The organism is Pseudoalteromonas sp. R3 (genome assembly GCF_004014715.1).
In the GTDB taxonomy this organism is placed as follows: domain Bacteria; phylum Pseudomonadota; class Gammaproteobacteria; order Enterobacterales; family Alteromonadaceae; genus Pseudoalteromonas.
Genome location: NZ_CP034835.1, coordinates 1302023 through 1328503, shown reverse-complemented (window position 1 = coordinate 1328503; position 26481 = coordinate 1302023). Strand labels below are relative to the sequence as shown.

Here is a 26481-nt window from a genome sequence, read left to right as displayed (position 1 = left end):
ATGAGCAACCGCAGTATCATAGTTCGTCAACTGGGCCGCCAGGCTTACGAGCCAATCTGGCAAAAAATGCAGTCGTTTACCGACACCCGTGATGATAACAGCCCGGATGAGATCTGGTTGGTTGAACACGAGCCGGTATTTACTCAGGGTCAGGCTGGTAAAGCCGAACACCTGTTAGCCCCTGGTGATATTCCTGTCGTCAAAGTCGATAGAGGTGGCCAGGTCACCTACCATGGCCCGGGCCAGCAGATGATGTATGTGCTGTTTAACCTACGCCGACTAAAGATTGGGGTGCGCGAGCTGGTCACCTGGCTCGAAGAAACCATCATCGACATGCTTAAAGACCATGACATTGAAGCTTATGCCAAACCAGATGCACCGGGTGTTTATGTCAATGACGCCAAAATCGCCTCTTTAGGGCTGCGGGTCCGTCGGGGTTGCTCGTTTCATGGTCTGGCGCTGAACGTCAACATGGATATGAGTCCATTTTTACGCATCAACCCATGTGGCTATGCCGGCATGGAAATGGTGCAAACCAGTCAACTTAATGGCCCTGCTACGCTTAACGATGCGGGCAATGGCCTGGTAGAACATATGCTCAAGCGCCTCGCGGCCGAGCAGGTTATACACACCCAGGGGTTTGAAAACGAATGAGTAAACCAGTGAAAATTGAGCCAGGGGTAAAGCTCCGCGACGCAGAAAAAATGGCGTTGATCCCGGTTAAAGTAATGCCAACCGAGCGTGATGAAATGCTCCGCAAGCCGGACTGGCTGAAGATCCGTCTGCCAAAATCCAGCGAGCGTATTGATGGCATCAAACAGGCAATGCGCAAGCACGGTCTGCACTCAGTCTGTGAAGAAGCATCATGCCCTAACCTGTCAGAGTGTTTTAACCACGGTACGGCGACCTTTATGATTTTGGGTGCCATCTGTACCCGTCGCTGCCCATTCTGTGACGTGGCACACGGTCGCCCGCTCAAACCAGATGCAGCAGAGCCAGAGAAACTGGCATTGACCATCAAAGACATGAAGCTGAAATACGTTGTGATCACGTCGGTTGACCGTGATGACCTGCGTGACGGTGGTGCTCAGCACTTTGCCGACTGTATTCGTGAAATTCGCAAGCACAACCCGGGGATTACCATTGAGATCCTGGTACCGGATTTCCGTGGCCGGATGGACCGCGCACTGGAGATCTTAACCGAGACGCCACCAGATGTGTTTAACCACAACCTGGAAACCGCACCACGCCTGTACAAAATGGCGCGTCCGGGTGCCGACTATAAATGGTCACTGGAGCTGTTGCGCCGCTTTAAAGAAGCGCACCCTGAGGTGAAAACCAAGTCTGGCCTGATGGTCGGTCTGGGTGAAGAGATGTCAGAAATCGAAGAAGTACTGCGCGACTTGCGTGAGCATAACGTCGACATGCTCACCGTTGGCCAATACCTGGCACCGTCTAAGCACCACCTGCCGGTAAAACGCTACGTGCCACCTGCAGAGTTCGATGCGCTGAAAGAGTACGCCGACGAAATTGGCTTCAGCCACGCCGCCTGCGGCCCGTTCGTACGCTCCAGCTACCACGCTGATCAGCAAGCCGCGGGTAAAGAGGTTAAGTAACGTCTCACCATAAACAAGAAAAGCGCGACCTGAGTGTCGCGTTTTTTTATGCCTGCCTTTTTATGTCTATCTCTACCCAAACAAGCTTGTTCAAAGTGAACAAAAAACAATCAAAACACACTTTTTTCTATTTTCTTTAAATTAATTTTCGCCCTTGTACCTGCAAAATCAGGCCATTTAACAAGCTTGTTTTAGCGTATCTCAACGAAACATCACACGCCATGTGCAAAAAACAAAGCTAACAAATTGATTATTAATTGCTTTTTATAACTTTCCTCTCGCTCATTAAGAACCCTTGGTGGGTACAGTCACAAGCTTGTCTGCTCTGAAGCCAGTCGCTCGCTTCGATATTCTTTATCCCGAGCTTGAGTTCGAATTCATTTAATAAACCTGATGAGCGCTCATCACAATTGAGGAAATTGTGATGAAAATCAAAAAAGTATACGTTGAGGAATTAATTACAACTAAGCAAATTAATGCCGGCTTAGAACTGCTAAACAAGCAGTATGACAAACGGCTAAAGGATGCGAAACACACAGTGAAGAGCATTCGAAAAAACAAGATCCGCTTCTTTGGCTGTTTTCTGGGCAAAAGACTGGTCGCAGTGTTTGGCTTGATACATCATTTCAGTATCCGGGAAAGCTGTTATGGACACCTGTTTGGACAAGATGAGCATGCACTCAGATATGTTGCAACCGTTGGCCAACTGGCTTCTATCAATCAGATCCGACCAAATACGCTATACAGTATTTTATTCGATACTGCACAACGACTGGGGATAAGCAAGCTTTATGCAATAATAACTGAGCATGAACCTTTCTATACGGATAATTTAGATGCTACAATTCATAAACAAAATTGCGACATACACGTGGGTTCTGACGTACCAGTGACAGCAATTAGTATGGATTGCCAGACGCTGGGCAAAGCTGCAGCCAGATTTATCCGCCGAAGCCCAAGTGCCACATTTAAATACTATGAAGGAAGCATGGCAACGTTAGTGAGAGAAACATGCAACAGTGATGCTGTCTGGGGGCCCTATCAGCGCTCCTTCACTGAAATTATTACCAGTGTGCAACAAGAGGTGTATCTGGATGTTGCAGAGCAACTCGACGGCCCTGTGTTGGATGTAGGCTGCGGCCCGGCAAACTTGCTTAAGTTTATACCAAACAGGCAGCTAGAGTATCACGGCATAGATCAAAACCCGTTGATGGTGCTGGGAGCGCAAACCCGGATCAACGAACTGGGTTTTACCCAGGCCTGTGCAGAGCAAGGACGGACTGAGCAGTTTTATGTGTCGGGGTTTGGTGTTAAAACCCTATGCTCTATCAATAGCTTATATGCTGCGCAGTATCCCTATGAGCAGCTTAAGCACTTGGCCAATCAGCTAAAAAAAGGGGGGACTTTATGGTTGGCAAATCCAAACCCAAATATGACAGAGGAAAAAATGGCCCAGTTGCTGGCAAATGAAAAAGGTCGCTGGGGACAGCACCCCTTGTTCGATGAATTTTGCAATAAAAACATCGAACTCGTTAAGACCTTCGGCGCGCACTTTTTCCCGCTGGAAGACTTGTGTGAATGGTTAACGTCATTGGGATTAGAGATTAAAACCCAAAGCAGTGATTATTTTGATGGCGCGGTAAACCTGATCCAGGCAGTCAAACAATAAAACCAAACCGGGCGGCTCTGCCGCCCTTTTTCAGTTCGGAAGTTAGTTTTGAAACAAGGCACGTTTTTACAAGATCTCCTCATGGCAACAGACACGCAAACGTGTCTTAAGAAGTTCTCTGAAGCAATCAGACTATTTGGCTTTGAGTCTGGCTTTTATTGTTTTGTGCCTAACTCCGCGCTTCATCCGGACGCTGAAAATCAACCCATCATAGAATTAACCGATCCCGCCAGAGCCAATTTTTTGCACCATTACAGTGCCGAAAACCTGATTGCCAATGACTTTATTTTCCATGCAGCCTTATCGGGTTATCGTAACCCCTTACCCTGGTGGCACGAAGCTCAGAGCAGGAACGTCAGCGCTGTTGAACGCAATGTTATTGAGGTGCCCCGTTATGACTACGATATACATAACGGACTGACTATTCCGGTTATGCAAGATCAACGCGGCTTTGCCTGCGTGACCGTTTTCTCCGACCTTAGCGACAGCCGCTTTACGCTTTTCCTTAACGAAGACCTCAATGCACTGACTCTGCTGGCCAATGCACTGCATGCGAAGTTGTTTTCAGATAATCAATTTATGACCATGTTATTCAACCGGATAGTCTCCATCAACCCGACAGAGCAGCAAGTGTTTCGCCACCTGATCTCAGGAAAACCAATGAAACAAATCGAGGATCACACCGGGATCAGCTACCGCTATGCCACTAAGGTACTTGATAAGTTTCGTAAAAAACACGGTAATATCAGTAAAGACCAACTGCTCTACAGCCTCGGCCATTTTTTCTTTTAGGCCTGCCACGTCACAGGCCCGCATTGTGTTGTATGCAGAACATTACTGGCTGTAGCTGTGCACCGATTCGCGCCCGACCCACCCCGTTTTTGAACGACACTCACCCGATAATACCCGTACCTGTTGCCAGGTCGATTCAGAACTCAGTATTTCCACTTCACTGCCTGCCAGTGCATAGCATACCGGCTCGGCAGTGAACTCGGCCTTATCCATGAGTAAGCTCACACCACTTGCCGGGTTCGCCAGATAGGAATCTGACACGCTGCAATTTTGCTGCTCGGGTAAATATAGCCCTTCAAACCAGACCCAGTACCGTGTCTGCTCAGGGCCTTCTTCGTCAATAGCAATTTGATACCAGCCAGGAACGGGCACGGTAGAATCTTCGGAAATAACCCGGGTAAGGGTCGCCTCAGTGCCGGCCTCCAGCTCAACATAAAACTCTGAGGACAAATCTGGCACCTCATAGGCCTTGATCCGGCTGCGACTGAACGCCTTATCGGGATGATCGCCTACAATCACCACGTCACGACATAACTCGCTAACGCTTAACAAAAAGCTCAGCCCGGGCATAAAACTTGGCTGGTAAAACGTATACAACTGTTGCTGCTCGACTTTCAGCGCAGCGGTATTGATGCCAACCTCCAGCATAGAGGACGACGCATCAAATGCGACATTATCTGGCGTAAAAGGGGTCAGTGACGCCGCTTCATTGTAAACGGCTGGGCCAGTATAGAATGCCAGATTCAACTTCCCCCCGGCCATCGCCTGAGAGTCTATAAAGGGCTTGAAGCTGTCGTCATGATCTATGGTCGTCGTCACAGCGAGTTGCTGAATGGATTTGTCGTTCAATAACTCAGGCTCGCGGGCTTTTAGGCTCTGCCCACGATACAGTGCATTGTGGTAGATTTCCTCCTGCCAGTCTTGCGCCCCCAGCTCGATGCTCACGCGAGTCAGCGCTCTGGCTAAATCTTCCCCCAGTCGCACCGACATATCTGCATCCACTGCAAAATCAGGGCTCTCTCCGCCTGCCAGATAGTGTTTTAACTGATAATTATGATTGGCTGCCTGAAGGTGTGATTGTGCAGAGAACTCGATGTCCAGCACCGAAAAAGAGCGTAATAGCAGTTTCGGCATAATGTAGCCATTAAGCTCAACACTGGCCTGAGTTGCAAAGCTATCCGGATTGTTCAGGTTATGGGTAAAGCGGCTGCTAAGCGTAGTGGTAACCGGCAAAGTATTACACTGGCTGCCACACTCTACCCCCAGATGGAGCTGGCCAGATAAATCGAGCTGGTTAACTACATTGATATCAGCCGTTGCTGAGGCTGCCCCGCCCACGCCAAATGCCAGTTGCACTCTGGGACTGATCAGCCTAAGCAAAGACGCATTTAATAACGGGATTTTAAAAGAGCGCGTCAGGAAATGGCAGGAAAAGTCCCCGTCTACCTGGCCATGTAGACTAAACTGGTTATGAAACCGCAGACCAAGCTCTCCCAGTAGTTCGGCCCTGAAATGACTATGCCTGAGACGAATAATGCTCCTGAGCGTTTTCTTTTCAACCGAAAAGCGCTGCTCCCCTGACCATGAAAATTGCTTACCATAAGACGATTCACACTGGGTAGAGATGGCCGGTGTAGCCGTTTTTTGCGCATCCGAGGTTTGCTGGGCAGCTCGGCTTTGCCCATCTGTTGCCGTAAAGGTTATGGTAAACCCCTGTTCATCTTCAATAATTTCGGCTTCTTCGCCAAAAGCCTCGCGCAGTATCTCTTTATCCAGTTCAAACGCCACTTCATCCTGGTAGTCCAGGTTTTCAATGGCATCGCTCAGCGGTACAGCATCGAGTACTATCTGTTCACCCGACTGTTCCGTTTGTTCGCCAACCCGACCCAAAAAGGGGGTTTCTCCCAAGTTCACCCACAGCTCACCCGGTTTAGCCTCTATGCCAGCCGTTGTATTTATGACGATTTTCCCCAGGTCATCTTGATGCAAAACCTCAGTAACAGCGCTATCGTCAATAAGCTGAACGTCGGATTTAAAGCCATAGCTATGCACCTGTACCGACGGCGACCGCACCTGCCCCCAGTAAGCAACAATGCTGGCGGTGCCCGTGCCGCCAAGACTGGTAATAGTGCCGCTACTATCAACAGCAATCAGCGACTCATCTGACACCTCATAACTCAGTGTCACTTCCTCCATGGGTTTGCCTTGCGCATCGTACACCTTAAATTCAAGCACAGCGCTTTGATCAGCATAATGCAACTGGATCTCTGGTTGCACAGGTGCTATCTGCGCAACCTGTTGAGACACTTTATCTACAGGCTGTTGAGCCTCGTTATCTGCCGGCTGCTGAGCCTCGGGTTGCTCACCAGAGCCACCACACCCCACCAGCATGCACAATAACAATGCACTTAATCCCTGTTTCATATTTCACCCCACTGTTTGGTTAAAACATCATGATGAAACAGATTTTGCCAAGCTCAAGGGTAGAAATTTCCACCCTGTTCAGATTCTGTTAAGCGATCCACAATCCATTGTGAAACTAACAAACACATAGAGGGAATCATGGAAACCTTATACACATCACATACTTTCAAAGTACAACGTGTACTGACTTTCGTTTTTGCACTGCTGGTTTTGTCCCAGCTGGTAGCCTGCTCTGCAATGCAAACAGCGGTAAAAAAACGAGACCTGCGAGTCGAAACCAAAATGAGCGACTCAATCTTTCTCGATCCCGTCGGCAGCGAAAAACGCACAGTCTTTTTACAACTGCGTAATACCTCAGATAAGCAGGAGCTCAGTATTGCTGAGGAAGTACGCAGCGCAATCAGCAGCAAGGGATATAAAATTGTCTCAGACCCGGACAAAGCCCATTTCTGGATCCAGGCCAATATTTTAAAAGCCGGCAGAACCACGGCTGATGAATCCCGCGGGATCCTCGCGCAAGGTTACGGGGGCGCGTTAGCCGGTGCTATGGTGGGTGCACAGTTTGGCGGTGGTCGTGGACAGGCAGCTGCCGGCATTTTAGGTGCCACAGCAGGCTTTGTCGCCGATGCCATGGTGGAAGACGTGTATTACAACATAGTCACCGACTTACAGGTCTCAGAGCGCGCCAAACAAGGCGTGGAAGTACAGGAAAACAACCAGGCCAAGCTCAAACAGGGGAATTCAGGCTACAAAGCGGTTACCTCCAATGAGGTGACCGACCGCAAAAAATATCAAACCCGCGTGATCTCTACCGCGAACAAAATGAACCTGGAATTTGCCGAAGCTCGCCCCAAGCTCATTGAAGGGCTGGTTAACTCAATCTCAGGATTACTCTGATAACCAAATAAACCAAGAGTTTATGTCCCTAAGCCGTACGCTGACTCCATGTAGTGCGGCTTATTTCACAACAATAATAACCTTTGCTCCGCAATGTTTTGCAGCACAAAAACATCAAACAGGAGATTTGATATGAAACAACTACTGCTGGTTGTCGCCGATACCAACATTAAGCTTATCGCGCAAACACTCAGTGCACTCAGGCACCGTGGACAACACATAGACACGTTAAAAGTGATCACCACCTTGCGAGGCTATCATGCCCTTCACGAAGCCGCATCCGATGGCGCACTGGCCGATCAGCTCCAGCTTGGCCCGGTTGAATTTGACCTGGCCGACATACAAGTGATCAGTGACGAACACGGCCAGGCGATGAGTGAACCCACCACCGCAGCTCAGCACGATGCTATGGCCGATTTTATCACCCGAGCTATTCAAAGCGAATGCACCATAGCAAGCCAGCAGGTGCATGCTTCTCTGAGCGGCGCACGCAAAACACTGACCTTTTTTATGGGTTATGCCATGAGCCTGTTTGCCCGCCTTGGCGACACGCTCAGCCATATATTACCGGGCAACACCGGCGATCCTGCCCCGGCTTTGGTCACCATACCTTTTGTCCGCATGCGCGATGAATTACCGGCCGCTTTGCTGGATCAACACACCAGTTATCAGGATGTAGTACAAAGTCTGAATACCGTTAAAAATGAGCATCTGTTGGTACTCGCTCCCCAAACACACAGCGTTCAGCTCGGCGAGCTCATTACCCGGCTAAGACCCATAGATCTGACCTTTTATATCTGGTTTATCAAACAGCAAATACAGCAACAGGGGAGCGTGCGGGCACCCGTTCGCAATCAACCGGAGCCTGAATATGCCAACACCTTTATTGAGGAATATCGAACCCTGGTTGACTGGCTCAGGGCAGACGAGGTGGAAGCCGAATTGAGGGCCAAGACGTTTTGTCACGACACAGGCTTTGGCATGGACGCCAATTTTTTTTCGGAGCGAAAATCGCGAATAAAGCGCAGTTTTTTAAGTGGCTTTGGCAAACAGCTTAGCGAACAAATTGCCATCACACTCTGTGCCAAACAAGGTCATCACCGGCGATACAAAGTGCCCCTGTCCTTATCACGCATTACCACTCAGTCTTAGGAGCTTGTTATGAATTACTTTGTCAGCCGCCATGCCGGAGCGATTGCCTGGGCAGAGCAGCACCTGTCCATCGACCATTTTCTGACCCACCTGGTGCCGGATATGCTGGTAGCGGGTGACAAAGTCTATGGTACGCTGCCCGTGCACCTGGTTGCTCAAATCAACCTCAGAGGTGGCGAGTATTACCACTTAACACTGGACCTGCCGGAACATTTACGTGGTCAGGAACTCAGTGCCAAAGAACTGGAACGCTTTGCCGTGCGGGTGCAGCTTTATCGCGTCTGCGACCCTTACTCATTCTGGTATCAAAAACACCTGCTCAGGATCCGGCAGACGCTGAGAACGCTGAGCCAGAGCATGCAGCGCTTTTACCTGCAATCGCTATCAGTGCGACGTTTAACCGCCTTTATGTTTGCTATGATCTCGCTGATCTGCATCGCCTGGCTGGGCGATCAGAGCTACTTTTTGTATCAGCAACTGGCCACCCCTGCCACCACGGCGGCATTCGACAGCCAGGCCAGTATAGTGAGCCTGCTCATCTTACTGATAAGCTCGGCGCTGAGCGCCTATCTGGGGTTCAGTTTTATCAAAGTGCGCCATCTGAACAGAACCCATGCCCTGCCAAGGTGCGAGGCGTTGATCCTCACCGCTTCGCCTCTGGGCGGCGGCTACCGCCTGACGTTTAACGACAGACAGTGCGAGCTGTCGCATCCGGACGGTGCAGAATCCTTAACACTGACCTCAAACCTGGCACATGACATTGAGGCCATCACCCGGTTTAAAACCCAACACGGGATCAGAGCCCCCTTTAACTGGCAGCAGGCGCTACGCGCAATACTGGCACACCACCCGACACTGCGCCATGTCGTGCTGATCTGCTCAGAACAACTGCACATCAGTCAGGATGGTAAGACACCTCATGCCGAACTGCTGGCAGCGCTGTTGCGGCATTATGTGGATCGCGAACACTGTCAGGTTGAAGTTGCCAGAGGGCGCTTAGATAAAGACTCCATTGCCAGTTATTACACTGAGATTGAACACCAGATCAACCGCCTGCAGGCCCTTGGCATATCGGAGCGCGCAATCTGTATTGATAACACAGCAGGCCAGGTGCCCGCGAGTATGGGCGCCTGTCTGGCCACGTTACACAACCAATGTCATGTCCAGTACTTTAACAACCAAGGTATCCCCCAGAGCTACCAGGTTACATTTAAACAAATCGACGCCTAGGAGGGCCATTGCAAACCCCTATTGGATGGCGGATACTCGCTTAACACCCGCACAGCGTTACCATAACGCAGGCGGGTGGTGATACTTTGCCAGCTCCGTTAAAAGGAGATTAATGCCCCTGATATTGTAATGACGTATTACGCCAAGTGAGGGATATGCAATGCCACCAGGCAAACACAAGAGAAGGAAACACCATGACGCATCCAACCAGTACCACACTGCTGGCCGTTACCGGACTGGCACCCCAGGTGATCACTGAAACCCTGTACGGGATAGCGCAGAGCCAGCTCGACTGGCCACACAAGATTGTGATCATCACCACTAAAAAGGGAAAACAGGCCGCTATCAAAGGCCTGCTCACCCCACGGCCAGATGGCACGCCGGGCCAGCTTAAACAGTTATGCGACGAACTTGGTAAACCCCCAGTTTACCTGACTGAAGACAACATACTGGCCGTATCGGATGCGGATAAGCAGGCAATGGACGACACCCGCAGCGAAGCCGATCAGCAGGCACTGGCCAATTTTATTGTTAAAGAAGTCGCGAAACTGTGCAGCGACCCAGACACCCGGCTGCATACCTCTATTGCTGGCGGGCGCAAAACCATGACCTTTTACCTGGGCTACGCTATGAGTATTTTTGGCCGCCCCTTTGACCGGCTCAGCCATGTACTGGTCTCAGAACAATACGAATACCTGCCCGACTTTTACTTTCCCACCAGCGCATCAAAACTGATTGAAAACCGCAATGGCGAGCAGTTCGACTGCCGGGATGCACAAGTCACCCTCTCGGAAATCCCGTTCGTCAGCCTGCGCAGCCTGTTCTCGCCTGCGCAGATCCAGCTGTTTAATGATATGGACTATGCCGATCTGGTCGCTCAGGTACAACTGGCCACCAATCCGGACAGCATCAACCTGACGCTTTATGCACACTTCAACGATGCCTGTTTAATGATCAATGACTTTAAAGTCGACTTTAGTGACAACCTGATGGAATACGTCTTCTTACTGATGTGTGCACATCAGGGAGAACAAAGCGAGATAAAACGCCCCTCAGCAGTCAATATCAAAGCAGATCCAGAGCTGCCGCAAAAACTGGCTGACAACTTTTTAAAAGCACTGGCATTGTTTGTCACCGACACCGACTATCGTGACAGCATGTCACCTGCCAACAAAGTAAACGCACTCACTCAAAATGACGCTGTCTGCAAAAAATTTACCCACAAAACGCTGAATGATTTAGTAAACAAGGGCATGACACTCTCCATGTTCGACAGTCGCAGGAATGATTTAAAAACCATACTGCAACGCCAGCTACCAATGACACTGGTTAATATTATTCTGCCACACCCAAATACCGATAGCGGCGGCGAAACCTCAGAAAAGCGCACCCAGGGTAGCTTCTATCGCATCCCCTTCATCATTATCGGATCCGGATAGAAACCAAGGCGCGTTATTAACCGACAATATCCACACGCTTACATATCTGCCAAAACCACACATACCGGCCATGCGCCGGTAAACCTGGTCAGCAAACCGCAGCTCCCTCAACAAATGCACTAACCCAAAGCTAAATCATCGCTATCACCAGCGCGAATCGCTGTTTTTGACGGTGCCTCACGTTCAAATGAGTCTTAATCCCCTATCAAATGGGGAGTGTCCAACCAGAGAATACAGGCTATTCAAGGAAGATGGGAAGGGTCTTAATCCCCTATCAAACGGGGAGTATCCAATAGCCTGTTCAAATGCCATTCCAAGTGGCACTTTTAGTCTTAATCCCCTCTCGCTCGGGGGTGCAGTTAAACAGTTCAATAATGTGCACATTGATTCGTCCGTGAAGCGCCAAGTGGCGCGTTCGCGAGAATCGGCGTCCATTGCCTCGCGCTTACACCTGGGAATATCAAACTGTAGGTAACAACCGTAGCCTCTTTGGCTTCTTGTCTTAATCCCCTATCAAACGGGAAGCATCCAACCGAGTTACTCCATAAATGGAGGAACTTTCCAAAAGTCTTAATCCCCTATCAAACGGGGAGTATCCAGTAGGTCAATAATGTGCACATTGACTCGTCCATGAAGCGCTAACCTGTTCGGCAATCCAAGGCCTCACCTTCGAGCCTGAAAAAGCGGTGCTTTTTCCGGGCGACTCTCAGCCTATCAAACGGGGAGTATCCAAACAAATTGACCTGACCCCATCTGCACAGTGGTTTGATGTCTTAATCCCCTATCAAACGGGGAGTATCCAAACAGATGGGAAGTTTAATCAAGAAGCCGCGGGAGTGGTCTTAATCCCCTATCAAACGGAGAGTATCCAAACAAACAGCTTATCATGAAATGGGCCACGCTTGGTTGCCTTAATCCCCTATCAAACTGGGAGTATTCAATAGTTCAATAATGTGCGCATTGATTCGTCCATGAAGCAGTATCCAGTTCCACCATCCAAGGCCTCACCTTCGAGCCTGAAAAAGCGGTGCTTTTTCCGGGCGGCTCTCAGCCTATCGGGGAGCGTCCACACACAGAGCCAGAAGTTTCAGCAGCTAAACCAATTGTCTTAATCCCCATTAAACGGGGAGTATCCAAACAAAGAAGTCCCGCCCCGGAGAAACCTACCGATAAGTCTTAATCCCCCATCAAACGGGGAGTATCCAAACCCTTACTTTCAGAGGCCTTGCCAGCCGTGGGCTCGGGCGGTGGGTAAGTCACTAGTATTGTTCAGTTTGTCAGTTAGTACCAATTGCCAAACCTTCGCACTGAACCAAATACCCCTCCTCTGTCATGCCGGACTTGATCCGGTATCTGCTTACAGGCAAAGAGATGTTCGGTTGAGACTGCCAGTCTAATCACAAAACTATTTCCGAGTTGCTTGCTTGTAGACTCCGCAGCGAGTGCGGAATGACTGTGAATGGTTGGTAATCACGATCCACAAGCAGGGAGTATCCAAACAATAAAGCTTTTGCTGTATACAGTAAAAACATTCGGTCTTAATCCCCTATCAAACGGGGAGCATCCAACCACTGCATTTGGTATGACCTGGAGTGCATTCATCGGTCTTAACCCCCTATCAAACGGGGAGCATCCAACCGGTTATTATCGTGTTGGGAGCCTGATAATGAAGTCTTAATCCCTATCAAACGGGGAGCATCCAACCTGAAAAGTTCAAGCACCATAGCTCTAACCTTTTTTGTCTTAATCCCCTATCAAACGGGGAGCACCCAACCAGAGGATGGCTTTGGGGTAGACACTAGTGGAAATGTCTTAATCCCCTATCAAACGGGGAGCATCCAACCAGAGAGCAGTTGGTAAGCATTTAAACAAAGCTTAGTCTTAATCCCCTATCAAACGGGGAGCATCCAACCAAGTGCACGAAATGCCTCAAAAACAAATAGCATCTGTCTTAATCCCCTATCAAACGGGGAGCATCCAACCGGCTTACTGGAATTCATGCGGCGAGCCGCTGAAGGTCTTAATCCCCTATCAAACGGGGAGCATCCAACCGGGACTCGATGTGGACTTGAAGCGTGGTACCGTGTCTTAATCCCCTATCAAACGGGGAGCATCCAACCAATAATTATTGCTTGGTTCGGTGGAGTAGAACATTGTCTTAATCCCCTATCAAACGGGGAGCATCCAACCCCTTACTTCCAGAGGCCTTGCCAGCCGTGGGCTCGGGCGGTGGATAAGTCACTAGTATTGTTCAGTTTGTCAGTAAGTGTCAATATCTTACAAAAAAATTGCGAGATTACTTACATCAATAATATATTTATAATTAACTTTCAATAAGTTGCATTATTGCCCAAAAAACCAACCCTGTCAGTACCGATGAGTTCGTCATATTCTTATCCACTTTTCTAACTATCCAATTGAAATTGATAAAAAATAATGATGACAATCTACAGCTTATTCTTTCCACTATCCTTTGGAACGATTGATTTGTGGATATCCGTAATGACTTACCCACTTCAGATACATAAACATTTGTCAGGTTTATGAGCTGATGCCGAGTAATCAGATTTGATTATTAATTCTGTAGATAACTTTTTACCCTGCTTGAGTTATTCAGTTAATGGCTTAACGGTGGTAGCAAATATCCGATAGGTCAGCGATGTGCACTTTGATTCGCCCATGAAGCGCTAAGTGGCGCGTTCGCCAGGATCGGCCATCCAAAGCCTCACCTTCGAGCCTGAAAAAGCGGTACTTTTTCCGGGCGGCCCTCAGCCTATCAAACGGGGAGTATCCAAACATAGAAGAGCTACTCTCTCATTCGTCAGGTATAGCGTCTTAATCCCCTATCAAACGGGGAATGTCCAATAGTTCAACAATGTGCACATTGATTCGTCCATGAAGCGCCAAGTGGCTCGTTCGCCAGAATCGGCGTCCATTGCCTCGCGCTTACACCCGGGAATATCAAACTGTAGGTAACAACCGCAGTCTCTTTGGCTTCTTGTCTTAATCCCCTATCAACCGGGGAGCGTCCAAACGAAAGAAAGTCAATTGGTAAAACCAAGAAAAGAGGTCTTAATCCCCTCTCGGGCGGGGAATGCAGTTAAACAGTTTGATAGTGTGCAGGTAATTCATCCATGAAGCTATAACCAGTTCGCCCATCCAGTGCTTCACCTTCGAGCCTGAAAAAGCGGTGCTTTTTCCGAGCGGCGTTCACCCTATCAAACGGGGAGCATCCAAACATTAATAGCTTACATAGAAGAGCTGGATAAGATCAGTCTTAATCCCCTATCAACCGGGGAGTATCCAAACTTCGAAAAAGGCTTCAACACCAAGCTACCTAATAAGTCTTAATCCCCTATCAAACGGGGAGTGTAGTGGTCAATGTAGTGGCATAGTTTAACTGCAGAAGAGTGGGGTCTCAATCCCCTCTCGTGCGGGGAACGCAGCCGGCATACCTATCACAAAAAACGATGACGTCATGTCTCAATCCCCTCTCGTGCGGGGAACGCAGCCACTATCGGTTATATATTGGCGATTATATTGTGGGTCTCAATCCCCTCTCGTGCGGGGAACGCAGCGGTCTGCTCCTCAGCCAACATGTCACAAGGCCAGAAACCTGCTTTTGCGCTAACCTCGGTCAATTTTGACCAAAGCAGACGCATTCTGCATATCAAAATTACACAATATGATAATAACCATGAGCTTACATGAGCGCTAACCTCCCGGGGTTTTAGTGAGAACCACAGGTTAGCGCAAATGGAGTTGTCTGAAGGTAGATTCCGCATCAAGTGCGGAATGACGGTGAGTGGTTAGCAAGCACTGTGTAAAAAGCTGGATAGTCAAACGGGGTGTATCTAAACCTTCGCCAAACACATGATACGCTTATTGCCTTATCGTCTTAATCCCCTATCAAACGGGGAGTATCCAAACCATACATGGCTAACAAGAATGGTTTCAATCAAAAGCGAAATGACAGACACCCAACCAAAAACTTGTCTGTCATACTCCCCTCGCCTATGCTTTTCATCTGATCCAAGGATAAGGACGAAGCAAATGCCAGCGGCACGGAAAAGCCAGGTCAGTTTGGTTGACACAAAATACTACCATTGCATCTCTCGCTGCGTAAGGCGTGCCTTTTTATGCGGCGAAGACCCATTAACAGGCCAATCTTATGAACATCGCCGAGGATGGGTTGAAGAAAAACTACTTCTGCTGGCAAGTATTTTCTGCATTGATATTTGCGCTTACGCTGTGATGAGCAACCATACTCACATTGTTATGTATGTGGACGATAAAAAAGCCAATCGATTGCATGACAAAGCTATCGTCATACGCTGGCACAAGTTGTTTAAGGGAAATTGGCTGACACACTAATTCGTGGAAGGTAACGAACTCACTCCATCCGAACGTATTATGCTCGACGATATTATCGACAAATACCGCGAAAGACTGGCCAGTATTAGCTGGTTTATGCGCGTACTGAACGAAGACATTGCTCGTCGTGCGAATAAAGAAGATTGCTGTACAGGTCGGTTCTGGGAAGGCCGGTTTAAGTCTCAGGCATTGCTCGATGAAGCTGCCCTTGCCGCCTGCATGGCCTACGTTGACCTGAACCCTATCCGGGCCAAAATGGCCGCCACACCGGAAACTTCTGAGTTCACCAGTATCAAAAAACGCATTGAACACGCACAGCATGGCAAACAACCAAATAGCCTTCTGCGCTTTGCTGGCAACCCAAGGCAGGATATGCCCAAAGGATTACCCTTTGAGCTTAAATACTATATTGAGCTGGTTGAGCTAACAGGCCGATGCATTCGTGCAGACAAGCGAGGTCATATCTGCGATGCCCACCCTATCCTCACCAGATTGCAAATAGAGCCTGAAAACTGGCTAAAACTCACCACACGATTTACCAAAGTGTTCCACGGTGCAGTCGGCAGACAGCAAGCCGTGACTGAATACTGTGAGCACCTGCAAAAAAAGCGACGACCCAATCTGGCTAATTGTGAGCGCTTATTGGGGTAGAACAAGCCATTATCTGAATTACATATGATGACTGCCGCGCTCTGGCAGAGCTTAATACCAATTTGATTAAATTTATGATCTAATATCAAAATCCAATTTTCATCGTTGTGATAGTGATTTTGCAGCCCTCTGAATTTATTAAGCTCTCCAAACAGACTAAAGACCCAAGAAAGAAAGTGCGTATACTCGCACTGGCTCATTTCTTTGAAGGTAAATCTCGCTATCAGATTGCTGAATATTTAAAGGTCAGTCGTACTAGCGTAAACAAATGGGTCAAAGACTATCTCGATTATGGATTAGAGGGCCTGGAAGACCTGCCTCGCTCGGGCCGTCCTTGCAAACTGGATGGTGCACAACTGAAGCAGCTTAAAGCATATGTACTCGACTCTATAGACCGCACGGAAGGTGGTCGGCTAACATTAGAAGATATTCAGCAGTATATATCTGAGTCTTTTCACATTGAGTACGAGTTATCAGCTGTTCACAGATTGTTGAAAAGACAAAACTTCTCATGGATCAGCAGCCGGTCAATCCACCCTAAAGGAAACCAGGCTCACCAAGAAGCTTTTAAAAAACTTCGAGCTGGAAACGATCCTTCACACCCCGGGACACCTGCTTCCTGAACGCATTGATGTGTGGTTTCAGGACGAAGCACGATTTGGTCAGCAAACTTCGACAACAAAAGTTTGGGCTGAAAAAGGCTCACGTCCAAGAGTTGTAAAGCAGCAACAATTCGAATATGCCTATCTATTTGGTGCAGTGTGTCCAAAAACTGGTGAAACAGAAGCACTCATCTCACCTATAGTGAATAAAGAAGTCATGTATTCTCACCTGGAGCAAATATCACAAAGGACTCAACCAGGAAGAATGGCTGTGGTCGTCATGGATCGCGCAGCCTGGCACTTCAAAGATGGTTTGGTAAAAGGCCTGGAGAATGTAGTGATCATTAGGCTGCCACCTTATTCTCCAGAGTTAAACCCCATAGAACAAGTGTGGAGTTGGCTCAGACAACATAAGTTATCAAACAGAACCTTTGCAAACTACGATGACATTCTGGATCAGGTCAGCGAAGCATGGAATGCGTTTATCTCATGTGCTGACAGGGTGAAATCATTGTGCTTCAGGGACTGGATAAATCTGACCAGTTAATTAGTCAAAATGGTATAACCATGCTCAAAAACACCAAATAACTACTGTTTCAGCTGGAGTTACTCATCCGTACAATCTGACTACTGAAACTTTTCGCTTTTTATTCGCAGAAGCAATCGTATTCATAGTCAATGGACCGGTAACTAGAACAAGTAAGGCTGGGTGTCTTTGTTTTTGTGTTTTTCTTTGTTTTTGTGTTTTTCTTTGTTTTTGTGTTTTTTCCGCGGGGAATGCAGCCGTATCGAGTGGGAGCACGTTGTCTCAGCGTGGGTCTCAATCCCCTCTCGCGCGGGGAATGCAGCATGAGTAATTTGATGACTGAAAAAAATAACCAGAGTCTCAATCCCCTCTCGTGCGGGGAATGCAGCTATATCATGGAGATCCTGACAGGTTGCGCAGTGTGTCTCAATACCCTCTCGCGCGGGGAATACAGCATTCTGCACTATTTGGCCTAATTCTTTATGGATGTCTCAATCCCCTGAAGTTGATAACAAATAACGATGACAATCTACAGCTTATTCTTTCCACTATCCTTTGGAACGATTGATTTGTGGATAGCCGTAATGACTTATTCACTTCAGATACATAAACATTTGTCAGGTTTATGAGCTGATGCCGAGTAATCAGATTTGATTATTAATTCTGTAGATAACTTTTTACCCTGCTTGAGTTATTCAGTTAATGGCTTAACGGTGGTAGCAAATATCCTATAGGTCAGCGATGTGCACTTTGATTCGCCCATGAAGCGCTAAGTGGCGCGTTCGCCAGGTTCGGCCATCCAAAGCCTCACCTTCGAGCCGGAAAAAGCAGTGCTTTTTCCGGGCGGCTCTCAGCCTATCAAACGGGGAGCATCCAACCAGTTCAACACTTTGAAGGCTACAGTTTTAAAATTGTCTTAATCCCCTATCAAACTGGGAGTATTCAATAGTTCAATAATGTGCACATTGATTCGTCCATGAAACAGTAAGTGGTGCGTTCGCCAGAATCGGCCGTCCAGGGCCTCACCTTCGAGCCTGAAAAAGCGGTGCTTTTTCCGGGCGGCTCTCAGCCTATCAAACGGGGAGCATCCAACCCCTTACTTCCAGAGGCCTTGCCAGCCGTGGGCTCGGGCGGTGGATAAGTCACTAGTATTGTTCAGTTTGTCATTAAGTGTCAATATCTTACAAAAAAATTGCGAGATTACTTACATCAATAATATATTTATAATTAACTTTCAATAAGTTGTATTATTGCCCAAAAAGCCAACCCTGTCAGTACCGATGAGTTTGTCATATTCTTATCCACTTTTCTAACTATCCAATTGAAATTGATAAAAAATAATGATGACAATCTACAGCTTATTCTTTCCACTATCCTTTTGAACGATTGATTTGTGGATAGCCGTAATGACTTACTCACTTCAGATACATAAACATTTGTCAGGTTTATGAGCTGATGCCGAGTAATCAGATTTGATTATTAATTCTGTAGATAACTTTTTACCCTGCTTGAGTTATTCAGTTAATGGCTTAACGGTGGTAGCAAATATCCGATAGGTCAGCGATGTGCACTTTGATTCGCCCATGAAGCGCTAAGTGGCGCGTTCGCCAGGATCGGCCATCCAAAGCCTCACCTTCGAGCCTGAAAAAGCGGTGCTTTTTCCGGGCGGCTCTCAGCCTATCAAACGGGGAGCATCCAACCAGAAACAGTAGAGGCAACTGAACGGTATATCTTTGGTCTTAATCCCCTATCAACCGGGGAGCATCCAGTAGGTCAATAATGTGCACATTGATTTATCCATGAAGCGCTAACCAGTTCGGCCATCCAGGGCCTCACCTTCGAGCCGGAAAAAGCAGTGCTTTTTCCGGGCGGCTCTCAGCCTATCAAACGAGGAGCATCCAACAAAAAAACTTGTGATAGCGGTGATAAAATTCAGTGTCTTAATCCCCTATCAAACAGGGAGCATCCAACCAGAATTTGTTTTTCTTTTAGTTCTGTTGTTTAAAGTCTTAATCCCCTATCAAACGGGGAGCATCCAAACCCTTGCTTTCAGAGTTCTTGCCAGCCGTGGGCTCGGACGGTGGATAAGTAGTAAGTATTATTCAGTTTGTCAATCATTATCAATTGCCAAACCTCAGCACAAAACCAAATACTCCGCCTCTGTCATACCAGACCTGATCCGGTATCTACTTACAGGCAAATAGAATGTTCGGTTGAGACAGCCAGTCCAATCACAACGCTATTTCCGAGTTGCTTGCTGGTAAATTCCGCAGCGAGTGCGGAATGACTGTGAATGGTTGGTAATCACGATCCAAAAGCATGGAGTATCCAAACAATAAAGCTTTTGCTGTATACAGTAAAAACATTCGGTCTTAATCCCCTATCAAGCGGGGAATGCAGCAAGCGCCGGTTGTCGGTGACTACATCGTCAGGCGTCTCAATCCCCTCTCGCACGGGGAATGCAGCGTGCGAGATTCGGCTACCCAGCGCTGGCACCTGGTCTCAATCCCCTCTCGCGCGGGGAATGCAGCCCATTTTTTTTCGATAATCGCCGCCCACTCATGGTCTCAATCCCCTCTCGCGCGGGGAATGCAGCACCCAACGCTTTCCTACTCTCAATACATGATAATGTCTCAATCCCCTCTCGCGCGGGGAATGCAGCGCTGGAGCAGGCCTATACCAATCACCTGGAAAATGTCTCAATCCCCTCTCGCGCGGGGAATGCAGCGGCCTGCTCCTCAGCCCATATATCACAAGGCCAGAAACCTGCTTTTGCGCTAACCTCGGTCAAATTTGACCAAAGCAGACGCAATCTGCATATCAAAGTTACACAATATCATAATAAACATAAGCTTACACGAGCGCTAACCTCCCGGGGTTTTCGTGAGAACCACAGGTTAGCGCAAACGGCGTTGTCTGAAGGTAGATTCCGCATCAAGTGCGGAATGACGGTGAGTGGTTGATCATCACTGTGCACAAAACTGGATAGTCACGAGGGAAGTATCCAATAGGTCTGTAATGTGCAGGTAATTCGTCCATGAAGCGCTAACCTGTTCGGCCATCCAAGGCCTCACCTTCGAGCCTGAAAAAGCGGTGCTTTTTCCGGGCGGCTCTCAGCCTATCAAACGGGGAGCATCCAAACCACCTGTCTCAGGGACTTTCAATACTGAGTTTAGTAAGTCTTAATCCCCTATCAAACGGGGAGTATCCAGTAGGTCAATAATGTGCACATTGATTCATCCATGAAGCAGTAAGTGGTGCATTCGCCAGAATCGGCCATCCAAGGCCTCACCTTCGAGCCTGAAAAAGCGGTGCTTTTCCCGGGCGGCTCTCAGCCTATCAAACGGGGAGTATCCAAACCCTTACTTTCTGAGGCCTTGCCAGCCGTGGACTCGGACAGTGGATAAGTCGCTAGTATTATTCAGTTTGTCAGTCCTTACCAATTGCCAAGCCTCTGCATCGAATCAAACTCCCACACCGCCGTCATACCGGACTTGATCCGGTATCTGTTTACGGGCAAATAGATGTTCGGTTGCGACTGCTAGTCTAATCACAACGCTATTTCCGAGTTGCTTGTTGGTAGATTCCGCAGCGAGTGCGGAATGACTGTGAATGGTTGGTAATCACGTTGCACAAAAGCAAGGGAGTATCCAAACAATAAAGCTTTTGCGGTATACAGTAAAAACATTCGGTCTTAATCCCCTATCAAACGGGGAGTATCCAAACTAACAGACATAACGCAATTCGACTGGCTGGTAGCGTCTTAATCCCCTATTAAACGGGGAGTATCCAAACTTAAACGCCGATACTCTCTAAGCCAAAAAGAGGTCTTAATCCCCTATCAAACGGGGAGTATCCAAACATACACCTGAAGAGGATAAGCAGTTCTTAAGACAGTCTTAATCCCCTATCAAACGGGGAGTATCCAAACTGGTATTGGTAAGATAAACATCAATTAAACGGACTACTACAACTGGCAAAGGCCACACAGCAACAATGAAATGATCGCGCCAGCTGCTGCGGAAGAAAAACTTTATTTACTGTCCGGGATTAGTTGACCACTACACAGCGAAGACCGTTGAAAGCTGGTTGTACGAAAAAACGTCTCAATCCCCTCTCGTGCGGGGAACGCAGCGGTCTGCTCCACAACCTATATATCACAAGGCCAGAAACCTGCTTTTGCGCTAACCTCCCGGGGTTTTCGTGAGAACCACAGGTTAGCGCAAACGGCGTTGTCTGAAGGTAGATTTCGCATCAAGTGCGGAATGACGGTGAGTGGTTGGCAAGCACTGTGTAAAAAGCTGGATAGTCAAACGGGGAGTATCCAACCAGACGATGTCTTTCGTAATGTTCTAAATAGCGGAGTGTCTTAACCCCCTATCAAACGGGGAGTATCCAAGCATGTCTCCGTACTTTTTAATTCAGGTTTATTTGTCTTAACCCCCTATCAAGCGGGGAATATCAAGTAGGTCAGTAATGTGCACATTGATTCGTCCATGAAGCGCTAACCTAGCTCAAACAGGACCCAAATAAGCGCATGCTGCGTATCTAAACCATACAATGTAATAATAAACATTAACTTACAAGAACGCTAACCCACCCGGGTTTTCGTGAGAACCAAGGGTTAGCGCAAAAAGGTATTGTATGCAGATAAACTCAGTTTCGAGTGCAATATGCACTGCTGAGGTGTTGTTCTGTTTAAGCTGTATACACCATATCAACTGAAAGTCTTCGAGACGAAGACTATGAAGAAGACCAAGACGAGTCTTAACTCCCTATCAAACGGGAATATCCAAACAATAAACACCTTGTTGCCCCAGTTAAGAAAAAGTCGTCTTAATCCCCTCGCGTGCGGGGAATGCAGCAAACTCTGTAGCAAAGGCGTTTCTTGGCTAAAAAGTCTCAATCCCCTCTCGTACGGGAAACGCAGCCGTAATTATCGAGATATGCCAGATGTGCCATGTTGTCTTAACCCCCTATCAACCGGGGAGCGTCCAACCGTAATAGATCAAAATTGGTCAAGAATCGCTGATGTCTTAATCCCCTATCAACCGGGGAGCATCCAAACTCTTATCCGACATACTGTCACGAATACCCAGAAACGTCTTAATCCCCTCTCGTGCGGGGAATACAGCCAATGATGACACGTTAGCCAAACGTTCAATTAGCAGAGGAGTGGAAAGCGACTCAAAAGTCTGAACCCCCTATCAAACGGGGAGTACAGCCGGTATGGCGCTGGTTATCGCGTTCATGGGGAGGTCTCAATCCCCTCTCGTGCGGGGAGCACAGCGTATACGTCGAATCAGATTGGTTTAGGGACGGTGTCTCAATCCCCTCTCGCGCGGGGAATGCAGCCGTATTTACACAACACACTGGTTTGAACGAGATGTCTCAATCCCCTCTCGCGCGGGGAATGCAGCTATCTCAATGCTGTCGGCGCCCACACCCAATAAATGTCTCAATCCCCTCTCGCGCGGGGAATGCAGCGGGTCAAGAACCTAAATAATGGTGAGGACCGTGATGTCTCAATCCCCTCTCGCGCGGGGAATACAGCAGTCTGCTCTAAAGCCCTTATATTACGAAGCCATAAACAGACTTTTGCGCTAACCTCGGTCAGTTTTGACCAAAGCAGACGCATTCTGCATATCAAAATTACACAATATGATAATAAACATGAACTTACTCGAGCGCTAACTTCCCGGGGTTTTCGTGAAAACCACAGGTTAGCGCAAACGGCGTTGTCTGAAGGTAGATTCCGCATCAAGTGCGGAATGACGGTGAGTAGTAGGCAATCATTGTGCACAAAGCAAAATGGTCAAACGGGGAGTATCCAAACTCGCGTTATATGCCTTTGTTGATGGTACCACTAACGTCTTAATCCCCTATAAAACGGGGAGCATCCAAACCCTTCCTTTCAGAATTCTTGCCTGCCGTGGGCTCGGGCGGTGGATAAATCACTAGTATTATTCAGTTTGTCAGTCCTTACCAATTGCCAAACCTCTGCACCGAATCAAACTCCCACACCGCCGTCATACCGGACTTGATCCGGTATCTGCTTACAAGCAAATAGATGTTCGGTTGCGACTGCCAGCCTAATCACAACGCTATTTCCGAGTTGCTTGTTGGTAGATTCCGCAGCGAGTGCGGAATGACTGTGAATGGTTGGTAATCACGATCCAAAAGCAGGGAGTATCCAAACAATAAAGCTTTTGCTGTATACAGTAAAAACATTCGGTCTTAATCCCCTATCAAGCGGGGAATGTCCAAATAGTTCAATAATGTGCACATTGATTCGTCCATGAAGTGCCAAGTGGCGCGTTCGCCAGAATCGGCGTCCATTGCCTCGCGCTTACACCTGAGAATATCAAACTGTAGGTAACAATCGTAGCCTCTTTGGCTTCTTGTCTCAATCCCCTCTCGCGCGGGGAATGCAGCAACATACCCCACCTGTTTTAGTTCCAGCGGTGTGTCTCAATCCCCTCTCGCGCGGGGAATGCAGCGGCAATTCTTTTTGACCTATAGCAACTGAACTGGTCTCAATCCCCTCTCGCGCGGGGAATGCAGCATTGCGACCAGCATTATTACGCAGAACGAAAGGTGTCTCAATCCCCTCTCGCGCGGGGAATGCAGCGGACTGCTCCTCAGCCCAAATATTACAAGGCCTAAAGCCGACTTTTGCGCTAACCTCGCTCAAAACCAACCCAAGCAGCAGCTCTCTAAGCAGCCAACTTCCATAATCTCACAATAAACATGAGCTTATACGAGCGCTAACCTCCCGGGGTTTTAGTGAGAACCACAGGTTAGCGCAAACGGCGTTGTCTGACGGTAGATTCCGCATCAAGTGCGGAATGACGATGAGTCGTTGGTCATTACGGTGCTCGAAGCTGGATAGTTAAACGGGGAGCGTCCAATGGGTCAGTAATGTGCACTTTGATTCGTCCATGAAGCGCTAAGTTGTGCGTTCGCCAGAATCGACCATCCAAGGCCTCACCGTCGAGCCTGAAAACGCAGTGCTTTTTCCGGGCGGCTCTCAGCCTATCAAACGGGGAGTATCCTAATGAAGATGGTAAAATCTGTATGGACGCGTTCAATCCATCTTAATCCCAGAAACAGGGATCACCAGGCCCTGCTTTCACAGCTTTGGGCCGGGTGACAATCCAATTTCCAAATTGTTAAAGAGCGTTGCGCCTTGGCGCTTATTCAAATGCTTATCAGGCGATTAACCGATAGCGGCCGAGGCCGAAGGTGGTTTTGCCGCCGATGCCGATGAGCTCGCCCAGTTGCAGCCAGGGGATGGCGTCGGCTATTTCGCCGCAGTAGCTGGATTGGCCTTTCATGCCGCCGAATGGGATCTGCGCCTGTTGTTTGTTTGAAAAACGCTGCCAGTTTTCAAAATACATAAAATCGCTGTGTTCATGCTGACCCAGCACCGGGAGTGACTGGTGTAACCCTTGCAGCAAAGTGTTGTCGTCACATAACCAGAAGCGGGTCAGCAAGGTCAGCCGCCGTTTTATTTGCTGGCACAAAATGGCCAGCGGTGGCGACTTGCGCAGCTGTTGTTGTGCCACTTTGAGCCTTAACGGGGTCACAAATTCCAGTGCCACTTCCTGAGAAAACCCGCTATCTATTGGCGTGAGCCAGCTGCCGAGGACGGATGGCTGAATGCCCGGTTTAAGCCCGCTGGGTGTTTGGCTGGCCACACTCAGTAGTTGTACCTGAGTACGGGCCTTGCCCAGCCCGAGGCGGCAGCCCGCCTGTAAGGCATCAACTATTCGCTCTGCCAGCTGGCATACCTCTGCGAACAAATACAGGGTAAAGTGGATAAGCTCGCCTTTACGCCAGTGACTGCGCTGATCATCTTCAACCACCACCGAGTAAGGTTTGGGCTGGCCTTCGGCATGTTCACCAAAGAGCACAAAAAAGGCATGCTCATCATGGCTTTTTAATGCCTGGCCCAGCCAGCCGTGCCACATACTGCCTTTAAATACCGGCAATTCGCAATCAGCCCCCAGCCTAAACGTCAGGCGCAGAGGTAAAATGGTAAAGTGCCCGGCTACCGCGTTCAGAGAGGCATTCATGTACTTTGCTCCACAAATTGCTGCGCCGCTTTGAGTCTTCTTTGATAGTCCCGTTGCTTTTTTTTCCCTACATTCAGGTAATCAGAGACATCTTCGTCACTGGCGATCGCTATCAGTTCCTGCGCGGCAATCAATGACATCTCGCCCTCAACAACTTGGCCCAGCAGCTCAAAAATCTTGCTATTTAAGCTAGGTCGTACATGTCTCTCCACCGTTTTGAGTGTTTCTCTCAGCGCCAGTACATCATCTAACCCTCGCTGATCTCCGCTTGAAGACTGCAACTGGGTGATTCTGTCGGCCTCTCGCTGACTTTCAAGTGCTTCATCACGCTCCCTTTCATAACGCTTTGACTTTAAGAGCTTATCTTTAAACCAAGTACTGGCTTGGGTCTTTTTATCGACCAGCTCACAGAGTCGGCCTTTGGCAAAACTCGCCGAGCCGGTGTCACTGACCTGAGTCGACTCCATCCGCCCTAACAGTTCGTCATTCACTGTCAACCCAGGTAGTGACGCCTTACTGTTCTGGATCTGTCTGTACTGACTGTCTTTCGCTTTTTGTTCATAAGGGATATAACGCAGGTTCCGCTGAGTATGCAGTGTCGGGTTTGCCATCGCCAGCAGGTGCTGTATCTGCGGGCTGTGCGTCCAGCTTTGCGTGTCTTGCTGTGGATGTCGTGCATTCATATGCTGTTCAAACCCATCTATTAGTGCCTCGGGCGATGCGCTTTGCTCCGCATAAGCATTATTCAGGGTCAGATCTTGTATTTTAACAAGGCCCGCTCCCAAGCTCCGACCATGTCCTAACTGATGGTATACATCCGCTTGCTTGCCAAACTTAATGGTCCACAACAGCGCCCCCAACTCCTCAGGGAGCAGGTTATGAAACACAATCCGGCCCCGAAATTGTGTGCCTACCGCTACAAATTCGAGCTGACTTTGTACCTCAGTGTTTTCCTCTTCATCTGCTGACTTTGGCCCGGTGTAGTTAGAGCTGAACCCAGGCTGGGCCACATAGCGCTTCCAGCCAGATAA

12 protein-coding genes, 1 pseudogene and 4 CRISPR repeat arrays are annotated in these 26481 nt (G+C 48.4%); of the genes and pseudogenes, 10 read left to right on the top strand and 3 right to left on the bottom strand.

Annotation, left to right across the window (positions count from 1 at the left end):
- The 4 genes from lipB to ELR70_RS10580 all read left to right on the top strand — a co-directional run bounded on the left by lipB (position 1) and on the right by ELR70_RS10580 (position 4077).
- Positions 1–654: a lipoyl(octanoyl) transferase LipB gene (lipB, locus tag ELR70_RS10595; RefSeq protein WP_054014215.1), complete on the top strand. Its 654-nt coding sequence runs from the start codon at positions 1–3 to the stop codon at positions 652–654.
- Positions 651–1616 carry a lipoyl synthase gene (lipA, locus tag ELR70_RS10590; RefSeq protein WP_046004199.1) on the top strand — a complete coding sequence of 322 codons (966 nt, stop codon included), beginning with the start codon at positions 651–653 and terminating at the stop codon, positions 1614–1616. The genes lipB and lipA overlap by 4 nt, the downstream gene beginning before the upstream one ends.
- A 424-nt stretch (positions 1617–2040) precedes the next feature.
- Entirely contained in the window at positions 2041–3285 is a 1245-nt protein-coding gene (locus tag ELR70_RS10585) for a class I SAM-dependent methyltransferase (RefSeq protein ID WP_054014216.1), read from the top strand.
- An 81-nt stretch (positions 3286–3366) separates the two neighbouring features.
- A complete protein-coding gene (locus ELR70_RS10580) occupies positions 3367–4077 on the top strand; it encodes an autoinducer binding domain-containing protein (RefSeq protein WP_054014217.1) in 711 nt (236 codons plus the stop codon).
- A 42-nt stretch (positions 4078–4119) separates the two neighbouring features.
- Here ELR70_RS10580 and ELR70_RS10575 read toward each other — a convergent pair whose 3' ends face one another.
- Positions 4120–6501, bottom strand: coding sequence for a hypothetical protein (locus ELR70_RS10575; protein ID WP_054014218.1), 2382 nt, complete (start codon positions 6499–6501; stop codon positions 4120–4122).
- Between the two features lie 138 nt (positions 6502–6639).
- On the opposite strand from ELR70_RS10575, the gene ELR70_RS10570 reads away from it, so the two are divergent.
- The 6 genes and pseudogenes from ELR70_RS10570 (at position 6640) to ELR70_RS10545 (ending at position 17393) form a co-directional block, all read left to right on the top strand.
- Complete coding sequence (locus ELR70_RS10570) at positions 6640–7398, top strand: complement resistance protein TraT (protein ID WP_054014219.1); 759 nt, start codon at positions 6640–6642, stop codon at positions 7396–7398.
- A 132-nt stretch (positions 7399–7530) separates the two neighbouring features.
- Positions 7531–8550, top strand: a complete 1020-nt coding sequence (gene csm6 / locus ELR70_RS10565) for a CRISPR-associated ring nuclease Csm6 (protein ID WP_054014220.1) — start codon at positions 7531–7533, stop codon at positions 8548–8550.
- Between the two features lie 9 nt (positions 8551–8559).
- The gene (gene csx16, locus ELR70_RS10560; protein ID WP_082353113.1) at positions 8560–9780 is read left to right on the top strand and encodes a CRISPR-associated protein Csx16; all 1221 of its coding nucleotides are present in this window, start codon (positions 8560–8562) and stop codon (positions 9778–9780) included.
- A 194-nt stretch (positions 9781–9974) separates the two neighbouring features.
- Complete coding sequence (gene csm6, locus ELR70_RS10555; protein ID WP_164881445.1) at positions 9975–11219, top strand: CRISPR-associated ring nuclease Csm6; 1245 nt, start codon at positions 9975–9977, stop codon at positions 11217–11219.
- 3204 nt (positions 11220–14423) lie between these two features.
- Positions 14424–14797: a CRISPR direct-repeat array (repeat unit 34 nt; unit sequence GGGTCTCAATCCCCTCTCGTGCGGGGAACGCAGC).
- A gap of 475 nt (positions 14798–15272) precedes the next feature.
- A pseudogene (locus ELR70_RS10550) lies at positions 15273–16244 on the top strand (transposase).
- A gap of 119 nt (positions 16245–16363) precedes the next feature.
- A protein-coding gene (locus ELR70_RS10545) for an IS630 family transposase (protein ID WP_128064426.1) occupies positions 16364–17393 on the top strand; the annotation gives its coding sequence in 2 pieces (ribosomal slippage) (positions 16364–16813 and positions 16815–17393; 1029 coding nt in all).
- Positions 17394–19741: 2348 nt separating this feature from the next.
- Positions 19742–20100: a CRISPR direct-repeat array (repeat unit 32 nt; unit sequence GTCTCAATCCCCTCTCGCGCGGGGAATGCAGC).
- Between the two features lie 2373 nt (positions 20101–22473).
- Positions 22474–22926: direct repeats of the CRISPR family, unit length 34 nt; unit sequence ATGTCTCAATCCCCTCTCGCGCGGGGAATGCAGC.
- An 848-nt stretch (positions 22927–23774) separates the two neighbouring features.
- Positions 23775–24003: a CRISPR direct-repeat array (repeat unit 33 nt; unit sequence TGTCTCAATCCCCTCTCGCGCGGGGAATGCAGC).
- Positions 24004–24583: 580 nt separating this feature from the next.
- Here the strand turns inward: ELR70_RS10545 and cas6 are convergent.
- Together cas6 and ELR70_RS10535 are read right to left on the bottom strand one after the other, a co-directional pair.
- Positions 24584–25450: a CRISPR system precrRNA processing endoribonuclease RAMP protein Cas6 gene (gene cas6, locus ELR70_RS10540; RefSeq protein ID WP_054016564.1), complete on the bottom strand. Its 867-nt coding sequence runs from the start codon at positions 25448–25450 to the stop codon at positions 24584–24586.
- A complete protein-coding gene (locus tag ELR70_RS10535; RefSeq protein WP_128064570.1) occupies positions 25447–26460 on the bottom strand; it encodes a hypothetical protein in 1014 nt (337 codons plus the stop codon). Before ELR70_RS10535 ends, cas6 begins: the two co-directional genes overlap by 4 nt.
- Between the last annotated feature and the right edge of the window lie 21 nt (positions 26461–26481).

Bases quoted from the DNA above. Each gene is read 5' to 3' on its own strand.
- lipB (WP_054014215.1), top strand. From the start codon at position 1: ATGAGCAACCGCAGTATCATAGTTCGTCAACTGGGCCGCCAGGCTTAC.
- lipA (WP_046004199.1), top strand. From the start codon at position 651: ATGAGTAAACCAGTGAAAATTGAGCCAGGGGTAAAGCTCCGCGACGCA.
- ELR70_RS10585 (WP_054014216.1), top strand. From the start codon at position 2,041: ATGAAAATCAAAAAAGTATACGTTGAGGAATTAATTACAACTAAGCAA.
- ELR70_RS10580 (WP_054014217.1), top strand. From the start codon at position 3,367: ATGGCAACAGACACGCAAACGTGTCTTAAGAAGTTCTCTGAAGCAATC.
- ELR70_RS10575 (WP_054014218.1), bottom strand. From the start codon at position 6,501: ATGAAACAGGGATTAAGTGCATTGTTATTGTGCATGCTGGTGGGGTGT.
- ELR70_RS10570 (WP_054014219.1), top strand. From the start codon at position 6,640: ATGGAAACCTTATACACATCACATACTTTCAAAGTACAACGTGTACTG.
- csm6 (WP_054014220.1), top strand. From the start codon at position 7,531: ATGAAACAACTACTGCTGGTTGTCGCCGATACCAACATTAAGCTTATC.
- csx16 (WP_082353113.1), top strand. From the start codon at position 8,560: ATGAATTACTTTGTCAGCCGCCATGCCGGAGCGATTGCCTGGGCAGAG.
- csm6 (WP_164881445.1), top strand. From the start codon at position 9,975: ATGACGCATCCAACCAGTACCACACTGCTGGCCGTTACCGGACTGGCA.
- cas6 (WP_054016564.1), bottom strand. From the start codon at position 25,450: ATGAATGCCTCTCTGAACGCGGTAGCCGGGCACTTTACCATTTTACCT.